The following is a 23,895-nucleotide window of genomic DNA, read 5'->3' as shown; positions in this document are numbered from 1 at the left end:
AGCCATGGACAAGACACCAGCCCCACGCGGGCTGCCCGCCCCTCCCCCGCAGGGCGCGACCGCACTGCCGCCCGGGACGTTCGACGGCTCGCTGGTCCTGGTCACCGGCGGCGGCACCGGACTCGGCAAGGCGATCGCGACGGAGTTCGCCCGGCTCGGCGCGGACCTGGTGATCGCCAGCCGCAATGAAGAGCATCTGCGGTCCGCGCGAAAGGAGTTGGCGGCCGCGGGCACGCGGGTGACCACGGCCGTGTGTGACATACGGGACCCGGAGCGCATCACCGCGGTCTTCGACGCCTGCGGCCTCCCTGACGTGCTGGTGAACAACGCCGCCGCCAACTTCCCCGTACCCGCGGAGGAGATGTCCCCGAACGCCTGGCGTACGGTCCTCGACATCACGCTCACCGGCACGTTTCTGATGACCCGTGAGTTCGGCAGGCGTCATCTGGCCGCGGGCACACCCGGCTCGATCATCAACGTCGGCGCGTCGTACGCCTGGACGGGCGGCCCCGGCTTCGCACACAGCGCGGCGGCCAAGGCGGGCGTACGCAACCTGGTGGAGACGCTGGCCGTGGAGTGGGGGCCGTACGGCATCCAGATCAACGGGCTGGTGCCCGGGCTGATGCCGCACGAGGACATGACCGCCGATATTCGCGGCACCCTGGACCGGGCCGACGGACACGACCTGCGTCAGCCCGCCCTGCGGGTGGGTGCCCCACGCGAACTCGGCTGGGCCGCCACCTTCCTGGCCTCCCCCTACGCCCGTTTCATCACCGGTCACACCCTGGTGGTGGACGGCGCGAACTGGCAACGCAGGGGAATCGTCAGCCCGCCGGTGGTGCCGGTGAGGGAACAACTGGGGCGGGGCCCGTTCACCGGCTGACCCTCCCGACGGCGTACTGGACGCGTGCCGAAGCCGTCGCTCAGTCCCCGATCCCGGCGAGGTCGAGCCGCGCGAGCCGCTCGGGGTCGGCCAGGATGTGCAGTGCCACGATCCTCCCCTCGACGACGGTGACCCCCATGACGGACATCGGCCGGCCGTCGAGGGTCGCGACCACGCCCACCGTGCCGTTGACGAGCACGAGCCGGGAGGACATCGAGAACTGCCGGAAGAAGAGCGCCTGTTGGGCCACATCCGCCGCGCCACGCAGCAGCCTGGACGCGACCGCGCCGCCGACCGGGGCGCCGGAGTCGGCACGGAGCACGACGTCCGGATGGAGAACGGCGACGAGCGCTTCGAAGTCCCCGTCGCGCGAGGCCGCGAGGAAGGCCTCGACCGCCTTGCGCTGACGGCCGATGTCGGGGTCGGGAGCCGGCGCGGCCTGCACTCGTCGGCGCGCACGGCTGGCGAGTTGGCGGGCCGCCGCCGGGGTGCGGCCCACCACGGCAGCGATGTCGTCGAAAGGCACCGCGAACATGTCGTGCAGCACGAACGCGAGCCGCTCGGCGGGCTCCAGCGTCTCCAGGACCACGAGGAGGGCGAGGCCCACCGAGTCGGACAGCAGCACTTCCTGTTCGGGGTCGATCCGGTCCAGGGGGCTGATGACCGGGTCGGGGACATGGAAGGCGTCCATGGGGTCCTCACGGCGCGAAGCACGTGAGCGCAGCATGTCCAGGCATACCCGGCCGACGACCGTCGTCAGCCAGGCCGCGAGGTTTCTGACCTCGTCGGCATCGGTGCGGCTGAGCTTCAGCCAGGCCTCCTGGACGGCGTCGTCCGCTTCGCTCAGCGAGCCGAGCATCCGGTAGGCCACGGCCCTCAAGCGGCCACGGTTCTCCTCGAATCGGTCCGCGAGCAGGTCCTTGTCGTTCATTCAGTCCCCGTACCTCCGACATGCCGATCGGAATCGATCAGAACGAGCGGTCACCTACCTTCGAAACACGGTACGCGGCGAGCACCCTTGGCCGCGTAGCCCTCGCGCGAGTCCTCGGAGGTCAGAGTGAGCGCGGCCGACATGGCGGTGCGGTCGAGGGCGGCTGCGAGACCGGCGTCCGCGTAGGCGTCGATGTCACGCTTGATCCCCTGCACGGCGAGGGGGCCGTTCGCCGCGATCTCGGTGGCGACGCCACGGGCGGAAGCGTCCAACTCATCCCGCCCGGCAACAAGTTGGACCAGGTGCAGCCGTTCCGCCGTGACCGCGTCCAGCCGCCGTCCGGTCAGCGCGAGGAACTTCGCCCAGCCGGCGCCCGCCTCGCGCGCGATCCGCAGATCACCGCCCGCATCCACCGCGACCCCGAGCTGCGCCTCCGGAAGCGCGAACACCGCGTCGGCTGCGGCGATCCTGATGTCCGCCATCAGCGCGAGCTCGAATCCGAAGCCCAGGCAGTAGCCCTGCACCGCCGCGACGACCGGCTGCGGCAGCCGGGCGAAGGCGGCGAACCGCTCGTGCGCCCAGCGCAGGCCCTCGTAGTAGTTGCGGGCACGCTCGGCGCCGGAGCGGCCGGTGATCGCCCCGCCCGGCGCGGTGACATCGATCCCCGCGCAGAAGGCCCGGCCCTCGGCCCGCAGCAGGACCACCCGGATCGAGTCGTCGAACCGCATCCGCTCGGCGAACAGGCCGAGTTGGCGCGTGGACTCCCAGCTCCAGGCGTTGAGCTTCGCCGGGCGGCAGAGGGTGAGGACGCCGATGCCGTCCTCGACGTCGAGGCGCAGCCGCTCCTCGCCCTCCGGGATGTCGGTACGGGTGGTGTCGATCATCCGTGCCCCCTCTGGATTCTGACGACTCGTCAGATCCTAGGGGGAGTCTCCACGCCTCGGAACCTCAGACCTCGTCGCGGGTGAGTGCCAGCAGCCGGTCCAGGACACGTGGTCCGCCCGCCCGTACGCCGTCATGCTCGAACTCGTCGGTCACCCACGTGCGCAGCCCTCGGATGGCGCGTGCCGTGCTCAGGGCGTGCCCGGAGTCGACGTACATGTCGTCGTGGTAGATCGCGGCGGCGACCGGCACCTCGTTGGCGGCGAGCCGGGCGGTGTCGTAGAGCGGCTGCCAGTCGGTGCGGGCGGCCAGCTCCTCGGCGGTTTCGCGCAGCGGGCGCAGCGCCGGGTCGGTGTCGAACGTCCAGGGGTGCACGGACTCGCCGGTGAACAGCAGCGGCCGGTCGTCCGCGAGGGCCTTGGCCGCGTCGAACTGCGGGAACTCACCGCGCACCCGCTCGGCGGACCAGGCGGTGGGGCGGTCGTCCTGGGCGTAGCAGGCCTCGTGGACGAGGGCGTACAGCGGGTGGCCCGCGTACGACAGCAGTCCCTGCACCTCCTCCTGGAAGGCGTCGGAGAGGGCCGGGCCCTGTGGGGTGCGGACGAAGGCCTGCTCCAGGAGGTAGTGGAGGCGGTGGCTGCCCTCGCTGCCGCCGAGGAGGATGCCGAGCGACTGGAAGGCCTCGGCGGTCAGGCGGAAGCCGCCGGGCAGGACCGGCTCGTGCTGGAGGAGGTACTCCGCGATCCGGCGGGCCCGCTCTACGTCCTGCGGGTAACGCGCGTAGTGCGCGACGACTTTGCGCTCGATGCGCGGATACGCGGCCCGGTAGACGTCGTCCGCGTGACCGTCCAGGGTCGGCAGTCCGCCGGTGATCAGGGCGGCGCTCAGGCCCTCGGGCGCGGTGGACAGGTAGTGCACCGCGCAGAAGCCGCCGAAGCTCTGGCCCAGTACGGTCCAGGGGGCACCGCCGGTGAGCCGTTGGCGGATGGCCTCGCAGTCGCGGACGATGGAGTCGGCGCGGAAGTGCGCGAGGTAGTCGGCCTGTTCGCGGGGGCCGCCGCGCAGGGGCAGGGTCTGCCGGTTGGCGGGGGTGGAGTTGCCGGTGCCCCGCTGGTCGAGGAGCAGTACCCGGAAGTCCCGCAGGGCTCGGCCGAGCCAGGCCTGCTTGCCGACAAAGCGATTCGCCCCGAACCCGGGTCCACCCTGGAGAAAGACCAGCCACGGCAGGTTCTGGCGTGCCTTCTCGCTCGCGACGACCTCGCGGGCGAACACCTCGATGCTCTCGCCGGCCGGCTCGGCGTGGTCGAGAGGCACGGTGAAGTGTCGGTCGGTGAGGACGACACCGGGCTGGCGGTAGCTGACGGTCAACAGAGCTCCCGAGACGTACGGATTCCAGGCTGCGTCCCAGTTGAGCACATGATCCGTGAGCTGCCGAGCCCAGGGATCAAGAAATCCTACTGAACAGCGGCTCAGCGCGGCCGTTGCCACAACTGAACGGTCACTCAGCGCACCGGCAGGCTGGAACGGCATACCACCAGCTCCGGCCGGAGCACCACCCGCCGGTGTTCGTGCGGCGTGGGCGCGGTATCCGCCCCGGTCTCCTCAAGGAGAAGCTCGGCGGCGCGGGCTCCCATGGTCGCGGCGGGCCGGCGTACGGAGGTGAGCGGGACGGCCGCGGCGGCGGCGCTGGGCAACGTCCTCGTGCGGGCCCGCGCGCACGGGCTTCGTCGGCAACCGTGCGTCGATACGGCGACTCCTGGCTCGTACATCTGCCGTTGCGGCGCTGCGAGCCAGGGGCGGCGCGCACGGCTGGCGTGCCGCGGAGGGGCGGCTGCCGACCGGCCCCGTGAGAGGGGGCTCCCGTGTCGCTCGCCCGCCGCGTACGCTGCACTCATCCGATGATCGAACCCGAGGAGCCGCGATGCGTGTCGCCCTGTTCCTGACCTGTGTCAACGACACGCTCTATCCGGACACGGGCCGCTCCGTGGTGAAACTGCTGACCAGGCTGGGCGTCGAGGTCGACTTCCCGATGGCGCAGACGTGCTGCGGGCAGGCGCACTACAACACGGGGTACCGGCACGAGGCCGAGCCGCTCGCCCGGCATTTCTCCGATGTTTTCGGGGAGTACGAGGCGATCGTGACGCCGTCCGGCTCGTGCGGCGCGATGGTGCGGGAGCTGTACCCGCGGATGGGCGAGCGGGCGCGCGCCGAGGGCCGCGGGGACACTCTCGCGGCCACGCTCGCGCCGGTCGTGCCGAAGACGTACGAGCTCACCGAGTTCCTCGTGGACGTGCTCGGCGTGACCGACGTCGGCGCGTACTACCCGCACACGGTGACCTACCACCCGACCTGTCACGGTCTGCGCAGCCTCGGTCTCGGCGACCGCCCGCAACGACTGCTCCAGGCAGTCAAGGGACTTGAGCTCCGCGAGCTGCCCGGCGCCGACGAGTGCTGCGGCTTCGGCGGCACCTTCGCCCTCAAGAACGCCGATGTCTCGGCGGCGATGGGCGCCGACAAGGTGCGCAACGCCGAGTCGACCGGCGCCGATGTGCTGTGCGCCGCCGACAACTCCTGCCTGATGCACCTCGGCGGCACGATGTCCCGCCTGCACACGGGCATGCGGCCCGTGCACATCGCGGAGATCCTGGCGAGCACGGAAGAAGAGCCGAGCACGGTCCCGGGGACCTTCACGGAAGCGGAGTCGAAGGCATGAGCGGGACGTTCGTCGGTATGCCGGCCTTCCCCAAGGCCGCGCACGAAGCCGTGCACAACACGACGCTGCGGGGCAATCTGCGCCACGCCACCCACACGATCCGCACCAAGCGCGCCAAGGCCGTCGCGGAGCTGGCGGACTGGGCGGAACTGCGCGAGGCGGGCAAACAGATCAAGGACCACACCCTCCGCCATCTCGACCGGTACCTCGTCCAGTTGGAGGAGTCGGTCACGGCCGCAGGCGGCATCGTGCACTGGGCCGCCGACGCCGACGAGGCCAACCGGATCGTCACGGAGCTGGTGAAGGCGACCGGCGAGAGCGAGGTCGTCAAGGTCAAGTCGATGGCCACGCAGGAGATCGCGCTCAACGAGGCGCTCGAAGCCGAGGGCATCCATGCCTACGAGACCGATCTCGCCGAACTCATCGTGCAGTTGGGCAAGGACCGCCCCTCACACATCCTGGTCCCCGCCATCCACCGCAACCGCGGCGAGATCCGCGACATCTTCGTCCGCGAGATGAGTGAGTGGGGCCGCCCGGCCCCCGAGGGCCTGACCGACACACCCGCCGAGCTCGCCGAGGCCGCCCGCGTCCATCTGCGCGAGAAGTTCCTGCGCGCCAAGGTCGGCGTCTCCGGCGCCAACTTCATGATCGCCGAGACCGGCACGCTGGTGGTCGTGGAATCGGAGGGCAACGGCCGGATGTGCCTCACCCTCCCCGAGACGCTGATCTCGGTCGTCGGCATCGAGAAGATCCTCCCCACCTGGCAGGACCTGGAGGTCTTCCTCCAGACCCTGCCGCGCTCCTCGACCGCCGAACGCATGAACCCGTACACGAGCACCTGGACGGGCACCACCGACGAGGACGGCCCCCAGACCTTCCACCTGGTCCTCCTCGACAACGGCCGTACCGACACGCTCGCCGACGAGGTCGGCCGCCAGGCCCTGCGCTGCATCCGCTGCTCGGCGTGCCTCAACGTCTGCCCGGTGTACGAGCGGGCCGGCGGCCACGCGTACGGCTCGGTCTACCCCGGCCCGATCGGCGCCATCCTCAGCCCCCAACTCCGGGGCACCGCAAGCGAGATCGACGCCTCACTCCCGTACGCCTCCTCGCTGTGCGGCGCCTGTTACGAGGTGTGCCCGGTCGCCATCGACATCCCGGAAGTGCTCGTCCATCTGCGCGAGCGGATCGTCCAGGGCGGGCCGGCCACCAGCCAGGGCAACAAGGTCGTCCTCAAGCCCGCCAAGGGCCATGCCGCCGAGCGGGCGGCGATGCGCGCGGCCCGCTGGGCGTTCAGCCACCCCGGCACCCTGCGCACCGGCCAGCGGCTCGCCTCCCGCACCCGCCGCTTCCACCCTCGGACCTTGCCGGGACCCGGCAAGGCGTGGAGCGAGACCCGTGATCTACCAACGGTGCCCGCGGAGCCGTTCCGGGACTGGTGGCAGCGTACGAACGGTGGAAAGGACACGGCGAAGTGAGCAGCAGGGAACTGATCCTGGGCCGGGTGCGGCGCGCGATCGCGGACGTACCACAGGACGACACGCCGTACGAGCAGGCCATTGACCGGAGCTATCTGCGTGAGCACGGCGCCCGGAGTGTCGCGGAGACGGTGGATCTGCTCGCGGAGAACCTGGCGGACTATCGGGCCGTCGTGCACCGGACGGATACCGAGGGCCTGCCGTCGCTGCTCACCCGACTGCTCGCCGAGCGGGGCTCGCGGACCGTTCTGGTGCCGCCGGGGCTGCCGTCCCACTGGCTGAAGGGCGTCGAGCAGGTTCCCGATCGTGCGGAGAGCACCCCGCGGGAGCTGGACGAGGTCGACAGCGTGGTCACGGCGTGTGCGGTGGCCATCGCCGAGACCGGCACCATCGTGCTTGACGGCTCCCCCGACCAGGGCCGTCGCCGCATCACCCTGATCCCCGACCACCACATCTGCGTCGTACGCGTCCCCGACCAGGTCGTGGCCTCGGTTCCGCAAGCCATGGATCGCCTCGATCCGACCCGTCCGCTGACCTGGATCTCCGGCCCGTCCGCGACCAGCGACATCGAACTCGACCGGGTGGAGGGGGTGCACGGTCCGCGCACCCTTGAGGTGGTGCTGCTGAGCGGAGAGTGACCGGCGCGGTTAGCGTGAGGGCATGATCCGGTTCGAACAGGTCACCAAGCGGTATCCGGACGGCACGACGGCCGTGGACGGCCTCTCCTTCGAGGTCGCCGACGGCGAACTCGTGACACTGGTCGGCCCGTCCGGCTGCGGCAAGACGACGACCCTGATGATGGTCAACCGCCTGATCGAGCCGACGTCCGGGCAGATCTTCGTGAACGGCGAGGACATCGCCACGGTCGACCCGGTGCAGCTGCGGCGCCGGATCGGATACGTCATCCAGCAGGTCGGTCTCTTCCCGCACCGGACGATCCTCGACAACACCGCGACCGTGCCGTCGCTGGTCGGCTGGAAGAAGGCGAAGGCGCGGGCGCGCGCCGCCGAGCTGCTCGATCTGGTGGGCCTGGACCCGAAGACGTACGGAGCGCGGTATCCGGAGCAGTTGTCGGGCGGTCAGCGCCAGCGTGTCGGCGTGGCGCGGGCACTGGCCGCCGACCCGCCGGTGCTGCTCATGGACGAACCGTTCGGGGCCGTGGACCCGGTGGTGCGGGAGCAGTTGCAGGACGAGTTCCTGCGGATGCAGCAGGCCGTGCGCAAGACGGTGGTGCTGGTCACGCACGACATCGAGGAGGCCGTGCGGCTCGGCGACCGGATCGCGGTGTACGGGCAGGGGCGCATCGAGCAGTTCGACACGCCGGGCGCTGTCCTGGGCATGCCCGCCACGCCGTACGTCGCCGAGTTCGTGGGCGCCGACCGCGGACTGAAACGGCTGTCGGTGACCGCGATCGAGCCGAGCGACCTCGAACAGCCGCCGATCGTCCGGCTCGACGAGCCCGCCGAGCAGGCGGCGGCCCGGATGCTGGCGGAGGGCGCGCGCTGGGCGGTGGTCCTGGACTCCGAGGGTGATCTGCATGGCTGGGTCGGCGTCGACGAGCTCGGGGTCGGCGGTTCCGTCCGCGACCTCGTCCACCGGATGAACTCCTGGGTGGCCGTGGGCGCCCCGCTGAAGCAGGCCTTCGGCGTGATGCTCCAGCACGACGCGGGCTGGGTCGCCGTGGTGGACGGGGCGCGCTTCCTCGGTGTGCTGACCCCGGCGAAGCTGCACGAGGCGCTGCGCCGGTCGGTGGACGCCGACGCGCTGGGCGTATCGCGGGGTCAGGTGGAGTTCGACTCGGTGGCGGATGCCTGAGCCGTGGACGGTGCGGGGCGTTCCGGGCGATGTGAACGGTCCAGGAGTCCGAAGGCCCAGCGTTCGTTGAAGCCCGCCAGGAAACCGACGCCGCACCAGAACCCCCAGAAGGCGGTGCCCTGCCCTTCGGTGTTTCCCGCGCAGATCTCCACCGTTCCGGCCGGCATGTCGAACAGCTTGATGAAGCCGGCGCTGAGCAGGAAGTAGACGGCCAGCGCCAGGATCCAGCCGACGAAGATCCGGTAGACGCCCTCGTGACGCATGCCGCGGGCGATCTGTCCGGGTGCGACGGTGCCCCGGTCGCCGTTGGTTCTGCGCCGCGAGAGCTCCCCGCCGGTGTTGCGCAGCCGTACGAGGACGCTGAGCACCGCGCCGAAGGCGCCGACTCCCCCGCACACGAAGGCGCCCATGAGACTCCAGCGGTCCGTGCAGCCCATCTCGATCCCCACCAGGTCGAGCAGTCCCGTTCCTCCCACCAGCAGAGGCACGATCAACAGCACCATGCTGATGAGCGCACCCAGGGTGAGCCCCACGTTGATGCCGCGGCTGACGGCCAGCGCACAGTCCTGGTCGATGCGCGCCCGCAGTCCGGAGATCTCCTTGTTGAGATAGTCACCCAGATAGCGGTTGGGCTCCTCGGCGAGCAGCCGATGATCGCGCACGACATTGCTCAGCACGCATCCGATGGTGACGCGCATCGATTGCCTGGTCTGCCACTCGAAAGCCCGCTGTGATTCGCCGTAGAGCAGCTGCAACTGCATCTGGTGCCTGGGATAGGCGCTCCCGAACCACTCGTAGGCCTTCTCACGGCCGGGCTCGACGAGATTAGCCAGCCCGTCGGCCTTGGTGTCGGTGCGGGCCCCCAGGACCGCCTCACGTAATACCTGGCGCCAGGTCCGGCGCAGTCCCCCGTTGTCCCCCATGGACCAGGTGTACCGACACCCGCCCCCGCAGAAAACCCACCCGCCGCACCAGTCCGGTAACTGACGTCACAAACCCGTCACTTCAGCAGGCCCTTCTCCTTCAGATAGGTCCGCGCCACGTCCTCGGGAAGCCGTCTCCAGCTGTCCACCTCTTCGTTCATGGACGCCAAGTCGGCAGTGGTGAGTACGTCGTTGAGCGTGCCGAGTGCCTTGGTGACGCCCTCGCTGCCGGCGCGGGAGCGGTTGACGACGGGGACGATGTAGTCGGCGTTCTGGAGGTGTTTGTCGTCGGCGAGGAGGACGAGCCCGAAGTCGCCAAGGGTGGCGTCCGTCGTGGTGGTGAGCACCATCTGGTCCTGGCCGTTCTGCACGGCCAGTTTGGCCTGTGTGGTGCCGACGCCCTTCGGGTCGACGGCGGTGATGTCGATGCCGTAGGTCTTCTTCAACCCCGGTTCGCAGTACGGCCGTTGCACGCACTCGTCGCCCGCCGCCAGCCGCACCTTCAGGCCGGACTTCCCCAGATCGCTGAGCGTCTTGAGGTGGTGCTGAGCGGCGTACGCCTCGGTGACGGCGAAGGCGTTCTGGTCGACGGCCTTGCCCGCGTCGAGGACGGTGAGACCGCGTGGCGTGGCCAGCTTGCGCAGGGCGGTCATGGTGACGTCGAGGTCGGGCGAGCCGACGGGCGGTGCGTCGGTGCCGTTGGTCTTGGCGTTCAGCCAGTCGGCGAAGGTGGCCGCGTATTCGGGGACGACGTCGATCTGGCCCGATTCCAGGGCGGGTTCATACAGTTCGCGGTTGGCGACGGTGAGCATCGAGGTCTTGTAGCCGGCCTGGTTCAGGAGCAGCGCGTACATCTGGGCGAGCAGGTCGCTCTCGGTGAATCCGGCCGAGCCGATGGTCAGGTGTTTGCTGTCGCCGGGCGGGGCGGTGACCGCGCCCTGGTTCTCCAGGGACGGGCCGGTGGTGCAGCCGGTCAGCACGACCAGCGTCAGAAGTGCCAGGCGCCGTCTCATCGCGAACCCCTCGCCCAACTCGGTGCCAGCCGTTCGGCGATCTCGAAGATCCCCTCGACGATCAGCGCGAACACGGCGACCAGGACGGCACCGGCGACGACCTGCGGCGTACTCGCCAGGTTGAAGCCGGCGGTGATGATCCGGCCGAGCCCGCCGCCGCCCGCGAGTGCGGCGATGGTGGCGGTCGCGACGAGTTGCACCGCGGCGATCCGGACCCCGTTCATGACCATCGGGAGGGCGAGGGGCAGTTCCACGCGGAACAGCATCTGCCGCCCGGTCATCCCCATCCCGCGCGCGGACCGCACCACGCTGCGGTCGACCTCGCGCATCCCCACGTACGCGTTGGTGAGCAGGGGCGGTACGGCGAACAGGACGAGGGCGACGACGGTGGGGCCCTCGCCCCAGTTCCCGACCGGGGTGAGGAGCAGGAGCACCAGCACGGCGAAGGTGGGGACGGCACGGCCGACGTTGGAGATGTTGACGGCGAGCGCCCCGCCCTTGCCGAGGTGGCCGAGGCCGAGGGCGACGGGCAGGGCGATGAGACAGCTGATGACCAGGCAGACGACGGTCAGCACGAGGTGCTGGCCGAGCCGGTGCCAGATGCCGTCGGCGCCCGCCCAGTGCGCGGAGTCGGTGAGCCAGTCCCAGGCGTCCGTCAGTGTGTTCATCCGCGAGCCGCCCTTACCCAGGGGGTGATCAGCCACTGCACGCCGAGGAGCAGGAGGTCGGCGAGGACCGCGATGACAACGCACAGCACGGACGCGGTCAGCACCTGGGCCTTGAAGTAGGTGTTCATGCCCGCGTAGATGAGGTTGCCGAGCCCGCCGAAGCCGACGATCGCCCCGACCGTCACCAGCGACACCGCCGAGACCATGGCGATCCGCAGGCCGGCCATGGCGGCGGGCAGGGCGAGGGGCAGTTCCACGGTGAGCAGGAGCCGGATCGGCCCGTAGCCCATGCCGCGCGCGGCCTGCCGGGTGTCCTCGGGTACCGCACGCAGGCCCGCGAGGATGTTCCGTACGAGCAGGGTCAGCGAGTAGAGGACGAGACCCGCGACGACGAGCGCCGCCGAGAGTCCGTACACGGGCAGGAGCAGCGAGAACATCGCCAGCGACGGAATCGTGTACAGGATCGTCGTCACGGCGAGGACGGGACCCGCCGCCCAGCCCCAGCGGCGCGCGAGGACGGCGAGCGGTACGGCGACGACGACGGCGATCAGCACCGCGAGCGAGGTCAGCTGGAGGTGCTGGACCACGGCGTCGATGAGGATCTGTCGGCGGGTGCTCAGATACTCACCGCAGATCCACTCGTTGCGCGCGAGGCAGTCGTCCGGGGGCGCGGTCACCTGTCCATTGCACCTGCCTGGCAAGGGGGTCGGCGCGTTGTGGTGACCCGTACGGGGTGTCGCTGGGTACACCCCGGCATACGGGTTCTGCGCCCAATGTGGTCCGGCCCGGCTCTCCGTAGCGTCATGGGCGAGGCACAGGGTGTGCCGCACGGAGGGTGATGACGATGTTTCGCAGCACCGCGCGACGTACGAACGACTCGGGACCCGCCCCGGAGGCTCTGCGGCTGGTCAAGGTCACCAAGACCTATGGGGCCGAGGAGAATGCCGTGACCGCGCTGGACGGGGTGACGCTCACGCTGGCCCGGGGTACTTTCACCGCGGTCATGGGGCCGTCGGGGTCGGGCAAGTCCACGCTGTTGCAGTGCGCGGCCGGGCTCGACCGGGCCGACTCCGGGATCGTGATGGTCGACGGCGCGGAGGTGACGGGCGGCAGCGAGGCGGAGCTGACGAGGTTCCGGCGCAGGCGGATCGGGTTCGTCTTCCAGCAGTACAACCTGCTGCCGACGCTGACCGTCGCCCAGAACACGGTGCTGCCGCTCAAGCTGGCCCGGCGGCGCGTCGACCGCAAGCGGGCCCAGGAAACACTGACGGCCGTCGGTCTCGGAGACCGGCTCGGCCACCTGCCCGACCAGCTCTCCGGAGGTCAGCGGCAGCGCGTCGCGATCGCCCGTGCGCTGGTCACCGAGCCGCGGGTGATCTTCGCGGACGAGCCGACCGGGGCACTGGACACGCGCAGTGCTCGGGCTGTGCTGCGGCTCCTTCAGGAGGCGGTACGGGTGCATGGCAGGACCGTCGTCATGGTGACGCACGACCCGGTCGCCGCCTCGTACGCCGACGACGTGGTGTTCCTCGCGGACGGTCGGCTGGCGGGCGGGATGCACGCGCCGACGGCCGACGCCGTGGCGGAGCGTCTTGCGCACCTGGGTGACGACACCACGGTGGGGGTGTGAGCCATGTTCGCTCTGGCCTTGCGTTCCGTTCGGCAGCGCCCCGGGCGCTTCACCTCGACGCTGCTGTCCGCCTTCCTCGGCGCGGCGATCATCATGACCTTCAACGCGATGCACGACACGGCGGGGCAGCCGGGCGTCGACTCCGTGAGCGCGGAGTCGCTGACCACGGCGGCGAGCGTCGTCGGCGGTTACGGCTCCCTGCTGGTGTTCTTCGCGGTCGCCTCCACGCTGACGGTCAATGTCCGTCAACGCGCCGATGAGATCGAGCTGTTGCGCTGCTCGGGGGCGACTCCGGCGCAGATCAAGCGGATGGTGGTCGGCGAGTCGGTGGTGGTCGCGCTGGTGGGCGCGGTGCTGGCGATCGGCCCGGCGATGCTCGGCGGGACAGCCCTGCTGGACGTGTTCCACGACAGCGGCCAGGTAGCCCGGTCGGTGGACTACTCCTTCGGTCCCCTCGCGCTGATGTCGGGCATCTGGATCACGGTGCTCGCTTCGGCGGGCGCGGCGTTCCTCGCGGTGCGGCGGGCGACGCACCGGCGTCAACCCCGGGGCGGCGTAAGGAGGTTCTTCGCTTACGCCGCACTGGCCGTCGGGGGCCTCGCGGTCCTGTCCACCTTCGGGTTCTCCTCGACGGACGCCGCGCTGATGGCTGCGCCCGCGTACGGGGCGATCCTGTTGTCCGTGGGGTTCGCGCTGCTCTCACCGCAGTTGCTGAAGGGCCTGCTCGACCGGCTCGCGCTGACGAGCCCGAGCGGCTATCTGGCCGTACGGAACATGCGCCGCCGGGCCGCCGAGCTGTCCGGGGTCCTGATGCCGCTGATCCTCTTCACCGGTATGGCGACGGCAACCCTCTATATGCAGGCGGTCGAAAGCGACGCGATCAAGGCCTCGGGCATTCCGAAGACCATCGACGCGAAGAATCTCGAAACCCTGAACCTCGTGGTCGTCGGCATCATCGTGGTCTTCTCCTGCATCATGCTGATCAATTCCCTGTACGCGGCGACGACCTACCGCAGCCGGGAGTTCGGCCAGCAGCGGCTGGCCGGTGCGACGCCGGGCCAGGTGCTCGGAATGATCGGGGTGGAGGGCACGCTCGTGACGGTGACCGGTGTCGTCCTCGGCACCGTGGCCGGGCTCGCCGGGCTTCTCCCCTTCACCATGGTCCGCACGGACGCGGCCTGGCCGGACCAGGGCCTCGGTATCTGGCTCACCATCGTCGCGATCGCGGCGACGGTCACACTGGGGACCAGTCTGTTCACGGCCCGCCGTACCCTGCGGACGCCCGCGGTGGCGGCGGTGACGACAGCGGCGTGACCGCAGTGTTCAGGGGCGGCCGGGCGTATTCGCCCGGCCGCCCTCGTGCGACGGCGCTTGGGCCGCGTCGGTCCCCACCTGCTCGCGCAGTGTGGCGCAGCAACCGCTGAGCAGCCTGGACACGTGCATCTGCGAGATGCCGAGTTCCTGCGCGATGCCAAGTTGCGTCATCCCGCCGAAGAAGCGCAGGTAGAGGATGGTCCGGTCGCGTTCGGGGAGTGTGCGCAGCGCGGGTTTCACCGCTTCGCGGTCGATGACCAGGTCGAAGCCGGCGTCGGGCTCGCCGAGGGTGTCGGCGAGGTCGTATCCGTCCTCGCTGCCCGGCAGTTCGGCGTCCAGCGAGAGCGCGGCGAAGCAGTCGAGGGCCTCCAGGCCGGTGCGTACCTCGTCCTCGCTCAGGTGCGCGTATTCCGCGATCTCCGTGACGGTGGGCCGTCGGCCGGGGATCGTCTGCACCAGGTCCTTGAGGGCGGCCCGCACCCGGTTGCGCAGGTCCTGGACGCGGCGGGGCACGTGCAGGACCCACATGTGGTCACGGAAGTGCCGTTTGATCTCACCGGTGATGGTCGGCACGGCGTAGCTCTCGAAGGCGTTGCCCAGGGCCGGGTCGTAGCGGTCGACCGCCTTGACCAGTCCCAGGGCCGCCACCTGGTTCAGGTCTTCGACGTTCTCGCCCCTGCCTCGGAACCGGCTCGCGACGCGCCGCGCCATGGGCAGCCAGGATTCGACGAGTTCGTCGCGCAGTGCCTGCCGCTCGGGCCCGTCGGGCAGAGCGGAGAGCCGGGCGAAGGCCGCGGCGGTGTCGGGGGCGTCATCATGGGGATGGTGCTTCGTGCTGACCGGGACAACGGGCATGGCGCTCACAACTCCCTCATGGGGTGCTGAGTGGACAGTCACCGTGGGAGGGCGCGCATTACCGGCCGGAAGGGAGACCACCCGCGGCCTGGCTCACCGGCACCCACGGACGTGCCTCCTGTCCGAAGCACTGAAATTCCGATTCCCCGCACGAGACCACCAAAACCCATTCTCCCATTGGGTGACTCCGGGCGATCAGTCGAATCTGGAACGTTAATTCCCTGAATTCGGAAAGGGAGCGGCGCCGGGACGGGCGATACGGGCGGCGAAATCGGCAAGGTCGGCGACGACCCGCTCGGGCTGTTCCCAGTGGACGACGTGGCCCGCACCCTCGTAGACAAGGAGGCGTGCTCCGAAGATGGCGTCCAGGATGATCTGCTGGTCGCTGCGCGGGAGGATTTCGTCCCGGTCGCCCCAGATGACGAGGGTCGGCACCAGGATGCCGGCGAGGGTCGCGGGGAGATCGGCCTCCAGCAGGCCGCGGAGGGTCTCCTGCCAGACGCGGGCCGGGACCTTCAGGCTCTCCTCGATCATGGTCTCGACGAGTCCCCTGGCGACCCCGTCGGCCACCGTGGCGGCCATGAGGTCCTCGACGAACCGGCGGGGAACGGGGTCGGAGAAGCCTGCCACGGCCTCCTGCGCCCTCAGCGCCGCCGGCTTGTCGGCAAGAGTGGCGGGGACGCCTAGCAGGACCAGTCCCTCGATGCGGTCGGGGTGGCTGCCCGCGACGATCCGGGCCTGCACGCCACCGCTGGAGGATCCGACGAGAAGGGCGCGGTCGATTCCGACGGCGTCGAGGAAGGCCACGAGGTCGGCGGCGAAGTCCTCCGGCCTGTAGCCGTCGGGGGGACGGTCGGCGTCGCCGTGACCGCGCTGGGTGGGCGCGTAGCCGTGCAGGGAGGCCGGGAGACGCCGCAGGAGGGGTTCGAAGGACCACCAGGACTCGGAGAGCCCGTGCACGAAGACCACCGGCGTGCCATCGGGGTAGCCGGCCTCGGCGTAGGGGAGCACGAGTCCGTCGCCCACCGGCGTGGACTTCACGGAGATCACGGTCACGGCAGTCCGCCTCCCTCCGCTCGGCCGTCCCGGTCCAGGAGCCGGACACGGAGAGCGAGCGGCGATCACCTCCGACACTACCGACCGGGGACACGGCCCGCCCTCCGACGGCAGTCCCGACCGGGGCCCGGCAGCCGCGCAGTCGGCCCCGGGCTCGCCCTCGTAACCTCGACCACAACGCCCCTACCGAGACAAGGCTTACCTAAATTCATGGTGGCTGGTTCCGGAGAGCGGGCCGATGGGGGCAGGGGAGCCGCGAGGGCGGGATGTCCTGGCGGGGCCGTCCGGGGGCAGCGACCGGACGTCACCGTCGGGGCCCTGCTGGGGGCCGGTCACCAGCTCGGGGAGGCCCTGGTCCGGTACTGATCGGCCTGGTGATCGACCAGGCCGTGGCCGAGCGGGACACCAACGCACTGGTGCGCCGGCTCGTCGCTCTCGCCGTCGTGTACGTGGGACTGTCCTTCAGCTTCCGCCTCGGGGCACGCGCCGGAGAGCGCGCGGCCGAAATGGCGGCGCACCGACTGCGAGTCGAGCTTGTGCGGCGCGTACTCGATCCCCGGGGCGGCGCGGAGAACGGGCGGCTGCCGGGCGAGGACCCCGCTTCGGGAGTCGTCGAGCTGGACGGCGTACCCCTGCCGGACCTGGACCCGGCGGAGCTGCGGACGGCCGTACTGGTCGCCGCGCACGACGCCGCCCTCTTCGACGGCACGCTCGGGGAGAACATCGGCGCCATCTAAGGCGACGAAGGCGCGATGGCCGCCGCGTCCGCCGACGAGGTCGCCGACGCGTTGCCGCTCGGCACCGCCGAACTCCAGGCCTCGGGCGCCCCCTTGCGCAAGGCCGTGGTCCTCGGCGCGGGCCAGAGCGCCGCCGAAGCGGTCGACTACCTGCACCGCGCCTTCCCCGAGGCCGAGATCTGGGCGGTGTTCGCCACGTACGGCTACGCACCCGCCGACGACAGCCCCTTCGCCAACCGGATCTTGGACCCCGAGGCCGTCGACGTCTCCTTCCGGGCTCCGTCCGGGCTCCGTCCGGGCTCCGTCCGAGGTGAAGCAGTCACTCGTCGACTACCACCGCTCCACCAACTACTCGGTCGTCGACATGGATCTCATCGAAGCCGTGTACGCGACGGTCTACCGGAAGAAGGTGCAGGGCCAGGAGCGGCTGCGCTTCCTCGACGTTTCCCGCATCCGGGACGTGAGCGCCCTGGACAACCGCCTCGGCGTCACGGTGGAGTTCCTGCCGACCGGCGAGCGGCAGGCCCTGGAGGCAGACCTCCTCGTCCACACCACCGGATACCGCTCCCAGGACATCGGCACCCTGCTGGGCGAATGCGCCAAGTACTGCCTGCGCGACGACGGCGACGCCGTCCGGGCCGGCCGCGACCACCGTGTCGAGGTCGCGCCGGAGGTCACCGCCGGCATCTACCTCCAAGGCGGCACCGAGCACACCCACGGACTGACCTCGACCCTCCTGTCCACCACGGCCATCCGAGCCGGCGAGATCCACGACTCCCTGGTCGCACGCCTCGCCGTCGGCTGAACCCCAACTGCCCATCCATGGCCCCGCGATGGGCCACCCGACCCTCCGGAACCGGTGGCGCCGTTCCTCCTACCGGCGGTCCCACCGGGACGCCGTCACCGGTTCCGGAGTGCCCTGCCCTGGGGAGGACTACGCGGTGGCCATCGTGAACTGCTCCCAGGTGCCGATGGCCGTACGGTTGGCGATGAGTGGGGACGTCCCGGTGTTGTCCGCGGAGACGTAGAGGTTGTTGGCCAGCGCCTTGAGGCTGACCGTGCCGCTGGCGTTCCTGATCAGCTGGAAGCTTTCCCAGGTGCCCACGCCCGTCCGATTGGCGATGAGTGGGGACGTCCCGGTGTTGTCCGCGGAGACGTACTGGTTGTTGGCGTGGGCGAGCAGGGCGACGTTGCCGTTGCCCGCGTCGACGAGGGTGAACTGCTCCCATGCGCCCGCGCTCGTACGGTTGGCGATCAGCGGGGACGTCCCGGTGTTGTCCGCGCAGACGTAGAGACTGTTGGCGAGCGCCTTCAGCGAGATCACGGAGCCGACACCCGGCGTGGTGCCGGAGACCATGGGCTGGGTGGGGCGGGTGGCGGTGAGGGCGATCTGGCCCTTGAGCATCCTCCCGCCGTCACCGGTGAGCCGCAGATAGTAGTCCGCGGAGCAGGCGGTGCCGTCCTCGTCCAGGGCCAGCATGCCGCCGTTGGTCGGTGTCCAGGCCTGGGATTCGGCGGTCTTGGCGATCTGGTTGCCCTCGTTGTACTCGTCGTACATCGAGATGTAGATGCCCTGAACCCCGGCGCGGACCATGTTGTAGAACTGCCGCCACATGAAGTCGCCGTGCGCCCGCTGCCGTGCCGAAACGTCGCCGGGCAGGACGCACGGCTGGTAGTCGATGCCGCGCGCGGCGCAGTCGGCGAGGTCGGGCACGGTGGCCACGTTGTAGAAGTTGTCGGCGTCGCCGACGTTGCCGATCCGGCCGACCATCCACGGGGAGATCATGTTGAAGGCGTGGTAGGTGTCGAGGAACCCGGCTCTGGAGTCGCTGGTGCCGGTCCGCCACCAGGTCGGCACGCCGCCGATCACGTAACACCCCTGTGCCTTGAACCAGTTGATCACGTCCAGGGCCGCGGCCGCGGTGGCCGGGTGGTTGCTGTCGTTGAAGCCGAAGCCCCATATGCAGACGACCGGCTTGCCGTTCTGGACGGCGTACGCCGAAGACGCCGTGTGCGCCTTCATCTTGTTGGTCCAGTCCGTCTTGATCTCGGACTGCATGTTCGTCCAGCCGGTGACGTCGTACATGATGTAGAACTTCCGGCCGTACGCCTCCGCGGCGCTGCGCACCTTGGTGGCCATCGCGTCGCGGGTCGGGCCCTCGGCTCCGTTGGGGTTGAACCGCTGTAGGGCCGCGGTGTCGATGCCGTTCTGCTGCATCCACAGGAAGTGTGTGTTCACCGTCTGCTGGTCGTACGACGAGAAGAGCGTCGCGGGCCCGCCGTTGCCCAGCGCGGCGAAACCGGTCTGGTACGTCCTGGTGTACTCGCGCACGTCCGGCCAGCACTTGATGCCGTTGTTCGACGGGGACGGCGCCTGGCCGGAGTTGGGGGCCCAGTGCCACCAGGCGTTGATCGGCGCACCGTCCCCGATGCACGCGAACCAGCCCTGGTAGCCGACCGTGACCTTTCCCACCACGTCACCCGGCGGGCTCGCCGCCGACGCAGTCGGGGCCAGGCCGAGCACGGACAGCCCCGCGGCGGCCGAACCGCCGACTGCCGTGGCCAGGAACGTACGACGTGACACACCCATGGTCGACTCCGATGTTCAACAGCTGAACTCAGCGTCCCTGACCCGCACTCGGGCGCAAGGGCCCGAAAGTTCGTGCAAAGATTTCCGCTCTGTTGCGCAGGCTTGCGGTGGGGAAGGTGCGGGCCCGCCCAGGCACACACCACGCCGAGCACTACTGCATGCGGTTTGTGGTCTGTGGGGGATTGAACTGCTGAAGCGCACAGTCCGCAATAGGTCTGGACCAAGCGACTTCCCTTCCGCTCAACCTGGCAACTTCCTGTGAAGCGCGAGCTATTGGGAGGACTGCCGCGACAGGACGGCTCCGACAACCGGCTTCACAGGTTCAACACACGGCGGCAGTACGGGAGTGTCGCCGCCCCCTGAAACACGTATACGAATCGACCAGCCGGATGGCCTCTGACAACGTCGGAGTGTTCATGACAACATCGCCATCGGGCTGGGGCTGCTGTGGTCGTCACCGCGACCGCCCCCCGCCCGCGGGGCCAAGGAGGCCAAGGCATGACTGTCAGGACAACACTCGTCCGCATGGTGGCCGGACTGGTCGCAGCCGCGACCGTCCTGTTCGGCACCGGGACACCCGCGGCTGCGGCAAGCAGCAAGCGGGTCGTGGTCTATTACCAGACGCAGTACTCCAACGGGTCCTACGTCTCCCCGTTGGGCCTGACCAACAACAACACCGGCGTCACGGACCTGCTGATCGGCGCCATCCATCTCAACAGCGACCTGTCGGTCCATCTGAACGACAACCCGCCCGGCAACGCGATGTTCAACCAGATGTGGACGGACGTCGCCGCGATGCAGGCGAAGGGCGTGCACGCGATCGGCATGGTCGGCGGGGCCGCCCAGGGCAGCTTCCAGCGCCTGGACACCAACTTCGCCACCTACTACCCGCTGTTGAAGAATGTGGTGTCCACCTACCACCTCGACGGCCTGGACCTGGACGTCGAGGAGTCCATGTCCCTGGCCGGCGTGGAGCGGCTCATCGACCAGCTCCACACCGACTTCGGCGCCGGCTTCATCGTGACCCTGGCACCCGTCGCCACCGCGCTGAGCGGGGGCGGCAACCTCTCCGGCTTCAACTACGACCAGCTCTATCGCGACCGCGCAAGCTCCATCGCCTGGTTCAACGCGCAGTTCTACTGCGGCTGGGGCTCGCTCAGCTCCACCAGCGGCTACGACGCCATCATCAACCGCGGCGTGATCCCCGCGGACCGGGTCGTCGCGGGCACCCTCACCAATCCGGCCAACTGCGGCAGCGGTTACGTCGATCCCAGCGTTCTGAACAGCACCCTCGCCACGCTCGCCGCCAGGTACCCCACCTTCGGCGGCGTCTCCGGCTGGGAGTACTTCAACTCCCTGCCCGGCGGCACCAGCGCACCCTGGCAGTGGGCCGCCTCGGTGAGCGCCGCGATGGGCGGTGGCACCGGCCCCACCAACCTCGCTCTCGGCAAGAGCGCCACCGGCAGCACCTCCTGCAACAGCAACGAGACAGCCGCCAAAGCCGTCAACGGCACGGTGAGCGGCGGGAACAGCGACAAGTTCTGCTCCCTCACCTCCCCGTCACAGCTCACCGTCGACCTCGGCTCGACCTACTCCCTCACCGGCCTTGAGATCGACCACGCCGGCGCGGGCGGCGAGGCCGCGTCCTACAACACCCGGGCGTACACCGTGCAGGTCTCCACCAACGCAAGCACCTGGACCACCGTCGCCCAGGCCACCGCCAACACCGCCGGCGTCACCACACACACCCTCACCGGCACCTCCGCCCGCTATGTCCGGCTGAACGTCACCACTCCCACCCAGACGACCGACCCCGCCACCCGCGTCTACGAGTTCAAGGTCTTCGGCTGATACGAGTTCAAGGTGTTCGGCTGACAAGAAGCCGCTCATCCCTGTGTGCACGGCGGTCGGGGCCGGGAGCGGACCGGGCCCGACCGCCGCTCCCGGGCACCCGCCGCGTCACGGCCCTGGGCCGTTCAAGAGCTGGCTACGTGCGATTGGTGCCCTGTAGCCTCCGAATACGACCAGTCACATTTCCGAGCTGGTGATCGACTGCCGGGATCCGCAACGGCTCGCGGAGTTCTGGTGCGAGGTACTGGACTTCATCGTGCTCGACACCGACGACGGCGCCGTGGAGTTCGGGCCACCGGAAGGGTTCGGCGGACTGCAGCCCACTCTGGCCTTCAGCCCCACCACCGAGCCCAGGACGGGCAAGCTGCGGCTGCACATCGACGTCAACGCCACCGACCGCAACCAGGACGCCGAACTCGAACGCCTCCTGAAGCTCGGGGCGCGCCCCGCCGACATCGGCCAGAGCGGCGTGGAGCCCTGGCACTGCCCGGTCGACCCGGAGGGCAACGAATTCTGCCTCCTGCGAGCCCGCCTGAGCCGAGAAGCGGCCCGGGCCGGCAGCACGGTCGCGGGGGCCTTGAGGACCTACACGGCGGGGATGCCTCTACACGACATCCTGTCCCGGACCATCTCCGCGGATCCCGCCGTCTACGGCCGCTCCACCTGCACGGGGCCGATGGGCGGCCCCGGCGATCCCTGGGCCGTCGTCGATTCCGTCGGCGCAGTCAAGGGCGTCAGCGAGCTGCGGGTCGCCGACGCGTCGATCCTCCCCGAGGTCCCCTCTTCCACCACCAAGGTCACCGTCATCATGGTGGCCGAACACATCTGTCAGCGCGTCTACGCCGGCTGACCGCGGAAGCTCTCCGACCGGGAGCGGGTGACCGGTCACACCGGCAGGGGGTCCAGTTGTGTCAACAGGCGCTCCTTGCCCGATCGGTCCAGCCAGCTGCTGAAGTCCATCAGGTCGGCGTGGGCCGTGCGCAACGGTACAAGGTCGGTGTCGTAGTAGGTCTCGTTCGCCCAGGTGAAGACCTTCGCCGCCTCGGGGTGGTGCTCCCAGAGGATCTTCAGTGGAACCCGGGTGTGCGGAATCGGGCGGTTGGCCGCCGTGCTCAGCGCGTCGGCGATCTGCGGGGCAGTCAGCCTGTCGCCGGTGATCTCCACGGCCTTGCCCAGGTAGGCGTCTGGTTCCGCGAAAGCCAGCGCGGCGAACACACCGATGTCGTCGATGGCGATGAGCTGCATGACCAGTTCATCGCGCCACGGCACGTCGAGCGAACCGTTCCGGAAGAACCGCGCCGGGCTGGTGAAGTCCTCCATGAACCCGGCCGGGCGCAGGATCGTCGTCGGCACGCCCAGGTCGCGAATGTGCTCCTCGATCTGCCATTTGTCGATGGGACCCCAGCCCTGCTCCACGTAGAACCGGTTCTGGCTTTCGACGCCGCCGACCGACGAGTACACCAAGTGCCGCACGCCCGCGGCCGTAGCCGCGTCCGCGACGTTCCTGCCCTGAGTGATCTCGTTGCCGTTGGCCGACTGGACGCTGTAGACGCCGTACGCGCCGCGGACCGCCACATCGAGGGAGGCGCGGTCGTCCAGGTCGCCGCGGACGAGCTCGGCCCCGGCAGCGGCGAGCGCTGCGGCCGCCGGGGCGCGGTCGTCCCGGACGAGGGCACGGACCCGCCAGCCCGCAGCGAGCAGATGACGGACGGTCGCGCCACCCTGATTGCCGGTGGCACCCGTGACAAGAACGGTCTTGGCGTGAACATCCATAGCGATCTCCTCTGCAACCCAACAACAAATCTGCATCTGATGCAAGTCTGCATCGAGTGCAACTTAGCCGTCAATGCACTAATCTCTACACCATGGCCAGACATGAAACCGCCACTCCGGAGCCCTCCCTGCGGGAACGGAAGCGGGCGCGCACCCGCCGGGCGCTGATCGACGCGGCCGCGGAGCTGTTCGAGCGCCAGGGGTACGACGAGACGACCGTCGCCGAGATCGCCGCGGCGGCGGAGATCGGCACCCGGACCTTCTTCGGGTACTTCGCCGGCAAGGAAGACATCCTGTTCCCCGACAGCGACGCACGTGCGCGGGCCACGATCGCGGCGATCACCGACCGAGACCCCGCCGAGGGCCCCGTGGACGTGCTCTTGCGGGCGCTGGACAGCATCGCCGAGAGCGACGCCGACATGGTGAGCCCGATGGCCAACGTGCGGATGCGGCTGTTCCACACCGTCCCCGCGGTACGCGGCAAGGCGCTGCAGGTCCAACTCGCGGCCCAGCGGGAGATCGCCCGCGAGCTGCACACAGCGTTCCCCGACGAACTGGGCCGGGTGACTGCGGCGGCGCTCGCCGGGGGCCTGACCGGAGCGGTGAGTGGCGCACTCGACGCGCTCATGGACGAGAACGACACCGACGGCACGGACGCCGACCACCTGCGGGCGCGGCTGCGTCAGGCGACGGAACTGGCGCTGCGACCATGGCGTCAAGCCGCCGGGCAGTAGTCCGGGAGCAGGCGGGGACCTTGGGCCCGGGCGAGGCGTACACCGAGTACAC

The 23,895-nt window shown here is 69.8% G+C and carries 21 protein-coding genes and 5 pseudogenes; 13 read left to right on the top strand and 13 right to left on the bottom strand.

Going from position 1 to position 23,895, the window contains the following annotated elements; all coding sequences use genetic code 11:
* The first annotated feature begins 4 nt into the window (after nucleotides 1–4).
* A complete protein-coding gene (locus ACIPC1_RS10650) occupies nucleotides 5–883 on the top strand; it encodes an SDR family oxidoreductase (RefSeq protein ID WP_402515367.1) in 879 nt (292 codons plus the stop codon).
* Nucleotides 884–923: 40 nt separating this feature from the next.
* Here the strand turns inward: ACIPC1_RS10650 and sigJ are convergent, their stop codons facing one another.
* The 5 genes and pseudogenes from sigJ to ACIPC1_RS10625 all read right to left on the bottom strand — a co-directional run.
* Nucleotides 924–1,814, bottom strand: coding sequence for an RNA polymerase sigma factor SigJ (gene sigJ, locus ACIPC1_RS10645; protein WP_402515364.1), 891 nt, complete (start codon nucleotides 1,812–1,814; stop codon nucleotides 924–926).
* A 50-nt stretch (nucleotides 1,815–1,864) separates the two neighbouring features.
* Nucleotides 1,865–2,698, bottom strand: a complete 834-nt coding sequence (locus ACIPC1_RS10640; protein WP_402515362.1) for an enoyl-CoA hydratase/isomerase family protein — start codon at nucleotides 2,696–2,698, stop codon at nucleotides 1,865–1,867.
* A 64-nt stretch (nucleotides 2,699–2,762) separates the two neighbouring features.
* Entirely contained in the window at nucleotides 2,763–3,251 is a 489-nt protein-coding gene (locus ACIPC1_RS10635; protein ID WP_402515360.1) for a hypothetical protein, read from the bottom strand.
* A 150-nt stretch (nucleotides 3,252–3,401) separates the two neighbouring features.
* Nucleotides 3,402–4,226: pseudogene (locus tag ACIPC1_RS10630) on the bottom strand (alpha/beta fold hydrolase); the annotation flags it as partial.
* Nucleotides 4,199–4,381 (bottom strand): annotated as a pseudogene (locus tag ACIPC1_RS10625) (substrate-binding domain-containing protein); the annotation flags it as partial. The pseudogenes ACIPC1_RS10625 and ACIPC1_RS10630, both read right to left, overlap by 28 nt.
* A gap of 236 nt (nucleotides 4,382–4,617) precedes the next feature.
* On the opposite strand from ACIPC1_RS10625, the gene ACIPC1_RS10620 reads away from it, so the two are divergent.
* Genes ACIPC1_RS10620 through ACIPC1_RS10605 form a run of 4 tightly spaced genes read left to right on the top strand, consistent with a single transcriptional unit; the run spans nucleotide 4,618 to nucleotide 8,699 of the window.
* Nucleotides 4,618–5,409, top strand: coding sequence for a (Fe-S)-binding protein (locus tag ACIPC1_RS10620; RefSeq protein WP_402515357.1), 792 nt, complete (start codon nucleotides 4,618–4,620; stop codon nucleotides 5,407–5,409).
* Nucleotides 5,406–6,884 (top strand): LutB/LldF family L-lactate oxidation iron-sulfur protein, encoded by a 1,479-nt coding sequence (locus ACIPC1_RS10615; RefSeq protein WP_402515354.1) that lies wholly within the window; start codon nucleotides 5,406–5,408, stop codon nucleotides 6,882–6,884. The genes ACIPC1_RS10620 and ACIPC1_RS10615 overlap by 4 nt, the downstream gene beginning before the upstream one ends.
* Nucleotides 6,881–7,522, top strand: a complete 642-nt coding sequence (locus tag ACIPC1_RS10610; RefSeq protein WP_402515352.1) for a lactate utilization protein C — start codon at nucleotides 6,881–6,883, stop codon at nucleotides 7,520–7,522. The genes ACIPC1_RS10615 and ACIPC1_RS10610 overlap by 4 nt, the downstream gene beginning before the upstream one ends.
* Nucleotides 7,523–7,544: 22 nt before the next feature.
* Nucleotides 7,545–8,699 carry an ABC transporter ATP-binding protein gene (locus ACIPC1_RS10605; protein ID WP_402515349.1) on the top strand — a complete coding sequence of 385 codons (1,155 nt, stop codon included), beginning with the start codon at nucleotides 7,545–7,547 and terminating at the stop codon, nucleotides 8,697–8,699.
* On the opposite strand, the gene ACIPC1_RS10600 is transcribed toward ACIPC1_RS10605, so the two are convergent.
* From ACIPC1_RS10600 to ACIPC1_RS10585, 4 genes are all read right to left on the bottom strand, one after another.
* Nucleotides 8,666–9,622, bottom strand: a complete 957-nt coding sequence (locus ACIPC1_RS10600) for a hypothetical protein (RefSeq protein ID WP_402515347.1) — start codon at nucleotides 9,620–9,622, stop codon at nucleotides 8,666–8,668. The two genes, ACIPC1_RS10605 and ACIPC1_RS10600, sit on opposite strands and share 34 nt — an antisense overlap.
* A gap of 77 nt (nucleotides 9,623–9,699) precedes the next feature.
* Nucleotides 9,700–10,635: an ABC transporter substrate-binding protein gene (locus tag ACIPC1_RS10595; protein WP_402515346.1), complete on the bottom strand. Its 936-nt coding sequence runs from the start codon at nucleotides 10,633–10,635 to the stop codon at nucleotides 9,700–9,702.
* Entirely contained in the window at nucleotides 10,632–11,303 is a 672-nt protein-coding gene (locus ACIPC1_RS10590) for an ABC transporter permease (protein WP_402515344.1), read from the bottom strand. The genes ACIPC1_RS10595 and ACIPC1_RS10590 overlap by 4 nt, the downstream gene beginning before the upstream one ends.
* Nucleotides 11,300–11,980 (bottom strand): ABC transporter permease, encoded by a 681-nt coding sequence (locus tag ACIPC1_RS10585; RefSeq protein WP_384382515.1) that lies wholly within the window; start codon nucleotides 11,978–11,980, stop codon nucleotides 11,300–11,302. The genes ACIPC1_RS10590 and ACIPC1_RS10585 overlap by 4 nt, the downstream gene beginning before the upstream one ends.
* A gap of 161 nt (nucleotides 11,981–12,141) precedes the next feature.
* Here ACIPC1_RS10585 and ACIPC1_RS10580 point away from each other — a divergent pair, with 161 nt between their 5' ends.
* Together ACIPC1_RS10580 and ACIPC1_RS10575 are read left to right on the top strand one after the other, a co-directional pair.
* Entirely contained in the window at nucleotides 12,142–12,933 is a 792-nt protein-coding gene (locus ACIPC1_RS10580; protein ID WP_402515342.1) for an ABC transporter ATP-binding protein, read from the top strand.
* Nucleotides 12,934–12,936: 3 nt separating this feature from the next.
* On the top strand, nucleotides 12,937–14,247 hold the full coding sequence (locus ACIPC1_RS10575; RefSeq protein WP_402515340.1) for an FtsX-like permease family protein: 1,311 nt from the start codon (nucleotides 12,937–12,939) through the stop codon (nucleotides 14,245–14,247).
* A 9-nt stretch (nucleotides 14,248–14,256) separates the two neighbouring features.
* Here the strand turns inward: ACIPC1_RS10575 and ACIPC1_RS10570 are convergent, their stop codons facing one another.
* Both ACIPC1_RS10570 and ACIPC1_RS10565 read right to left on the bottom strand, forming a co-directional pair.
* Complete coding sequence (locus ACIPC1_RS10570; RefSeq protein ID WP_402515339.1) at nucleotides 14,257–15,102, bottom strand: RNA polymerase sigma factor SigF; 846 nt, start codon at nucleotides 15,100–15,102, stop codon at nucleotides 14,257–14,259.
* Nucleotides 15,103–15,315: 213 nt separating this feature from the next.
* Nucleotides 15,316–16,158, bottom strand: coding sequence for an alpha/beta fold hydrolase (locus ACIPC1_RS10565; RefSeq protein WP_402515337.1), 843 nt, complete (start codon nucleotides 16,156–16,158; stop codon nucleotides 15,316–15,318).
* A gap of 238 nt (nucleotides 16,159–16,396) precedes the next feature.
* Between ACIPC1_RS10565 and ACIPC1_RS10560 the strand changes: the two are divergent.
* Both ACIPC1_RS10560 and ACIPC1_RS10555 read left to right on the top strand, forming a co-directional pair.
* Nucleotides 16,397–16,751, top strand: a pseudogene (locus ACIPC1_RS10560) (ABC transporter ATP-binding protein); the annotation flags it as partial.
* Nucleotides 16,752–16,964: 213 nt separating this feature from the next.
* Nucleotides 16,965–17,700: pseudogene (locus ACIPC1_RS10555) on the top strand (SidA/IucD/PvdA family monooxygenase); the annotation flags it as partial.
* 129 nt (nucleotides 17,701–17,829) lie between these two features.
* On the opposite strand, the gene ACIPC1_RS10550 reads toward ACIPC1_RS10555, so the two are convergent.
* Complete coding sequence (locus tag ACIPC1_RS10550) at nucleotides 17,830–19,485, bottom strand: xylosidase (RefSeq protein ID WP_402515335.1); 1,656 nt, start codon at nucleotides 19,483–19,485, stop codon at nucleotides 17,830–17,832.
* Nucleotides 19,486–19,983: 498 nt separating this feature from the next.
* On the opposite strand from ACIPC1_RS10550, the gene ACIPC1_RS10545 reads away from it, so the two are divergent.
* From ACIPC1_RS10545 to ACIPC1_RS10535, 3 genes and pseudogenes are all read left to right on the top strand, one after another.
* On the top strand, nucleotides 19,984–21,336 hold the full coding sequence (locus tag ACIPC1_RS10545; RefSeq protein ID WP_402515333.1) for a discoidin domain-containing protein: 1,353 nt from the start codon (nucleotides 19,984–19,986) through the stop codon (nucleotides 21,334–21,336).
* 193 nt (nucleotides 21,337–21,529) lie between these two features.
* Nucleotides 21,530–21,874: pseudogene (locus tag ACIPC1_RS10540) on the top strand (VOC family protein); the annotation flags it as partial.
* A gap of 60 nt (nucleotides 21,875–21,934) precedes the next feature.
* Entirely contained in the window at nucleotides 21,935–22,186 is a 252-nt protein-coding gene (locus tag ACIPC1_RS10535; protein ID WP_402516273.1) for a GMC oxidoreductase, read from the top strand.
* 35 nt (nucleotides 22,187–22,221) lie between these two features.
* Here ACIPC1_RS10535 and ACIPC1_RS10530 read toward each other — a convergent pair whose 3' ends face one another.
* Complete coding sequence (locus ACIPC1_RS10530; protein WP_402515330.1) at nucleotides 22,222–23,109, bottom strand: NmrA/HSCARG family protein; 888 nt, start codon at nucleotides 23,107–23,109, stop codon at nucleotides 22,222–22,224.
* Nucleotides 23,110–23,201: 92 nt separating this feature from the next.
* Here ACIPC1_RS10530 and ACIPC1_RS10525 point away from each other — a divergent pair, with 92 nt between their 5' ends.
* Nucleotides 23,202–23,843, top strand: coding sequence for a TetR/AcrR family transcriptional regulator (locus tag ACIPC1_RS10525; RefSeq protein WP_402515328.1), 642 nt, complete (start codon nucleotides 23,202–23,204; stop codon nucleotides 23,841–23,843).
* The last annotated feature ends 52 nt before the right edge of the window (nucleotides 23,844–23,895 follow it).

Source organism: Streptomyces sp. NPDC087263 (assembly GCF_044744645.1).
In the GTDB taxonomy this organism is placed as follows: domain Bacteria; phylum Actinomycetota; class Actinomycetes; order Streptomycetales; family Streptomycetaceae; genus Streptomyces.
This window is presented reverse-complemented; position numbering and strand designations above follow the sequence as displayed.

Excerpts from the sequence above, each read along its gene's own strand:
- ACIPC1_RS10600 (WP_402515347.1), bottom strand. The coding sequence starts at position 9,622 with ATGGGGGACAACGGGGGACTGCGCCGGACCTGGCGCCAGGTATTACGT.
- ACIPC1_RS10640 (WP_402515362.1), bottom strand. The coding sequence starts at position 2,698 with ATGATCGACACCACCCGTACCGACATCCCGGAGGGCGAGGAGCGGCTG.
- ACIPC1_RS10525 (WP_402515328.1), top strand. The coding sequence starts at position 23,202 with ATGGCCAGACATGAAACCGCCACTCCGGAGCCCTCCCTGCGGGAACGG.
- sigJ (WP_402515364.1), bottom strand. The coding sequence starts at position 1,814 with ATGAACGACAAGGACCTGCTCGCGGACCGATTCGAGGAGAACCGTGGC.
- ACIPC1_RS10580 (WP_402515342.1), top strand. The coding sequence starts at position 12,142 with ATGACGATGTTTCGCAGCACCGCGCGACGTACGAACGACTCGGGACCC.
- ACIPC1_RS10545 (WP_402515333.1), top strand. The coding sequence starts at position 19,984 with ATGACTGTCAGGACAACACTCGTCCGCATGGTGGCCGGACTGGTCGCA.
- ACIPC1_RS10535 (WP_402516273.1), top strand. The coding sequence starts at position 21,935 with ATGCCTCTACACGACATCCTGTCCCGGACCATCTCCGCGGATCCCGCC.
- ACIPC1_RS10605 (WP_402515349.1), top strand. The coding sequence starts at position 7,545 with ATGATCCGGTTCGAACAGGTCACCAAGCGGTATCCGGACGGCACGACG.
- ACIPC1_RS10650 (WP_402515367.1), top strand. The coding sequence starts at position 5 with ATGGACAAGACACCAGCCCCACGCGGGCTGCCCGCCCCTCCCCCGCAG.
- ACIPC1_RS10575 (WP_402515340.1), top strand. The coding sequence starts at position 12,937 with ATGTTCGCTCTGGCCTTGCGTTCCGTTCGGCAGCGCCCCGGGCGCTTC.
- ACIPC1_RS10590 (WP_402515344.1), bottom strand. The coding sequence starts at position 11,303 with ATGAACACACTGACGGACGCCTGGGACTGGCTCACCGACTCCGCGCAC.
- ACIPC1_RS10570 (WP_402515339.1), bottom strand. The coding sequence starts at position 15,102 with ATGCCCGTTGTCCCGGTCAGCACGAAGCACCATCCCCATGATGACGCC.
- ACIPC1_RS10615 (WP_402515354.1), top strand. The coding sequence starts at position 5,406 with ATGAGCGGGACGTTCGTCGGTATGCCGGCCTTCCCCAAGGCCGCGCAC.
- ACIPC1_RS10530 (WP_402515330.1), bottom strand. The coding sequence starts at position 23,109 with ATGGATGTTCACGCCAAGACCGTTCTTGTCACGGGTGCCACCGGCAAT.
- ACIPC1_RS10550 (WP_402515335.1), bottom strand. The coding sequence starts at position 19,485 with ATGGGTGTGTCACGTCGTACGTTCCTGGCCACGGCAGTCGGCGGTTCG.
- ACIPC1_RS10620 (WP_402515357.1), top strand. The coding sequence starts at position 4,618 with ATGCGTGTCGCCCTGTTCCTGACCTGTGTCAACGACACGCTCTATCCG.
- ACIPC1_RS10595 (WP_402515346.1), bottom strand. The coding sequence starts at position 10,635 with ATGAGACGGCGCCTGGCACTTCTGACGCTGGTCGTGCTGACCGGCTGC.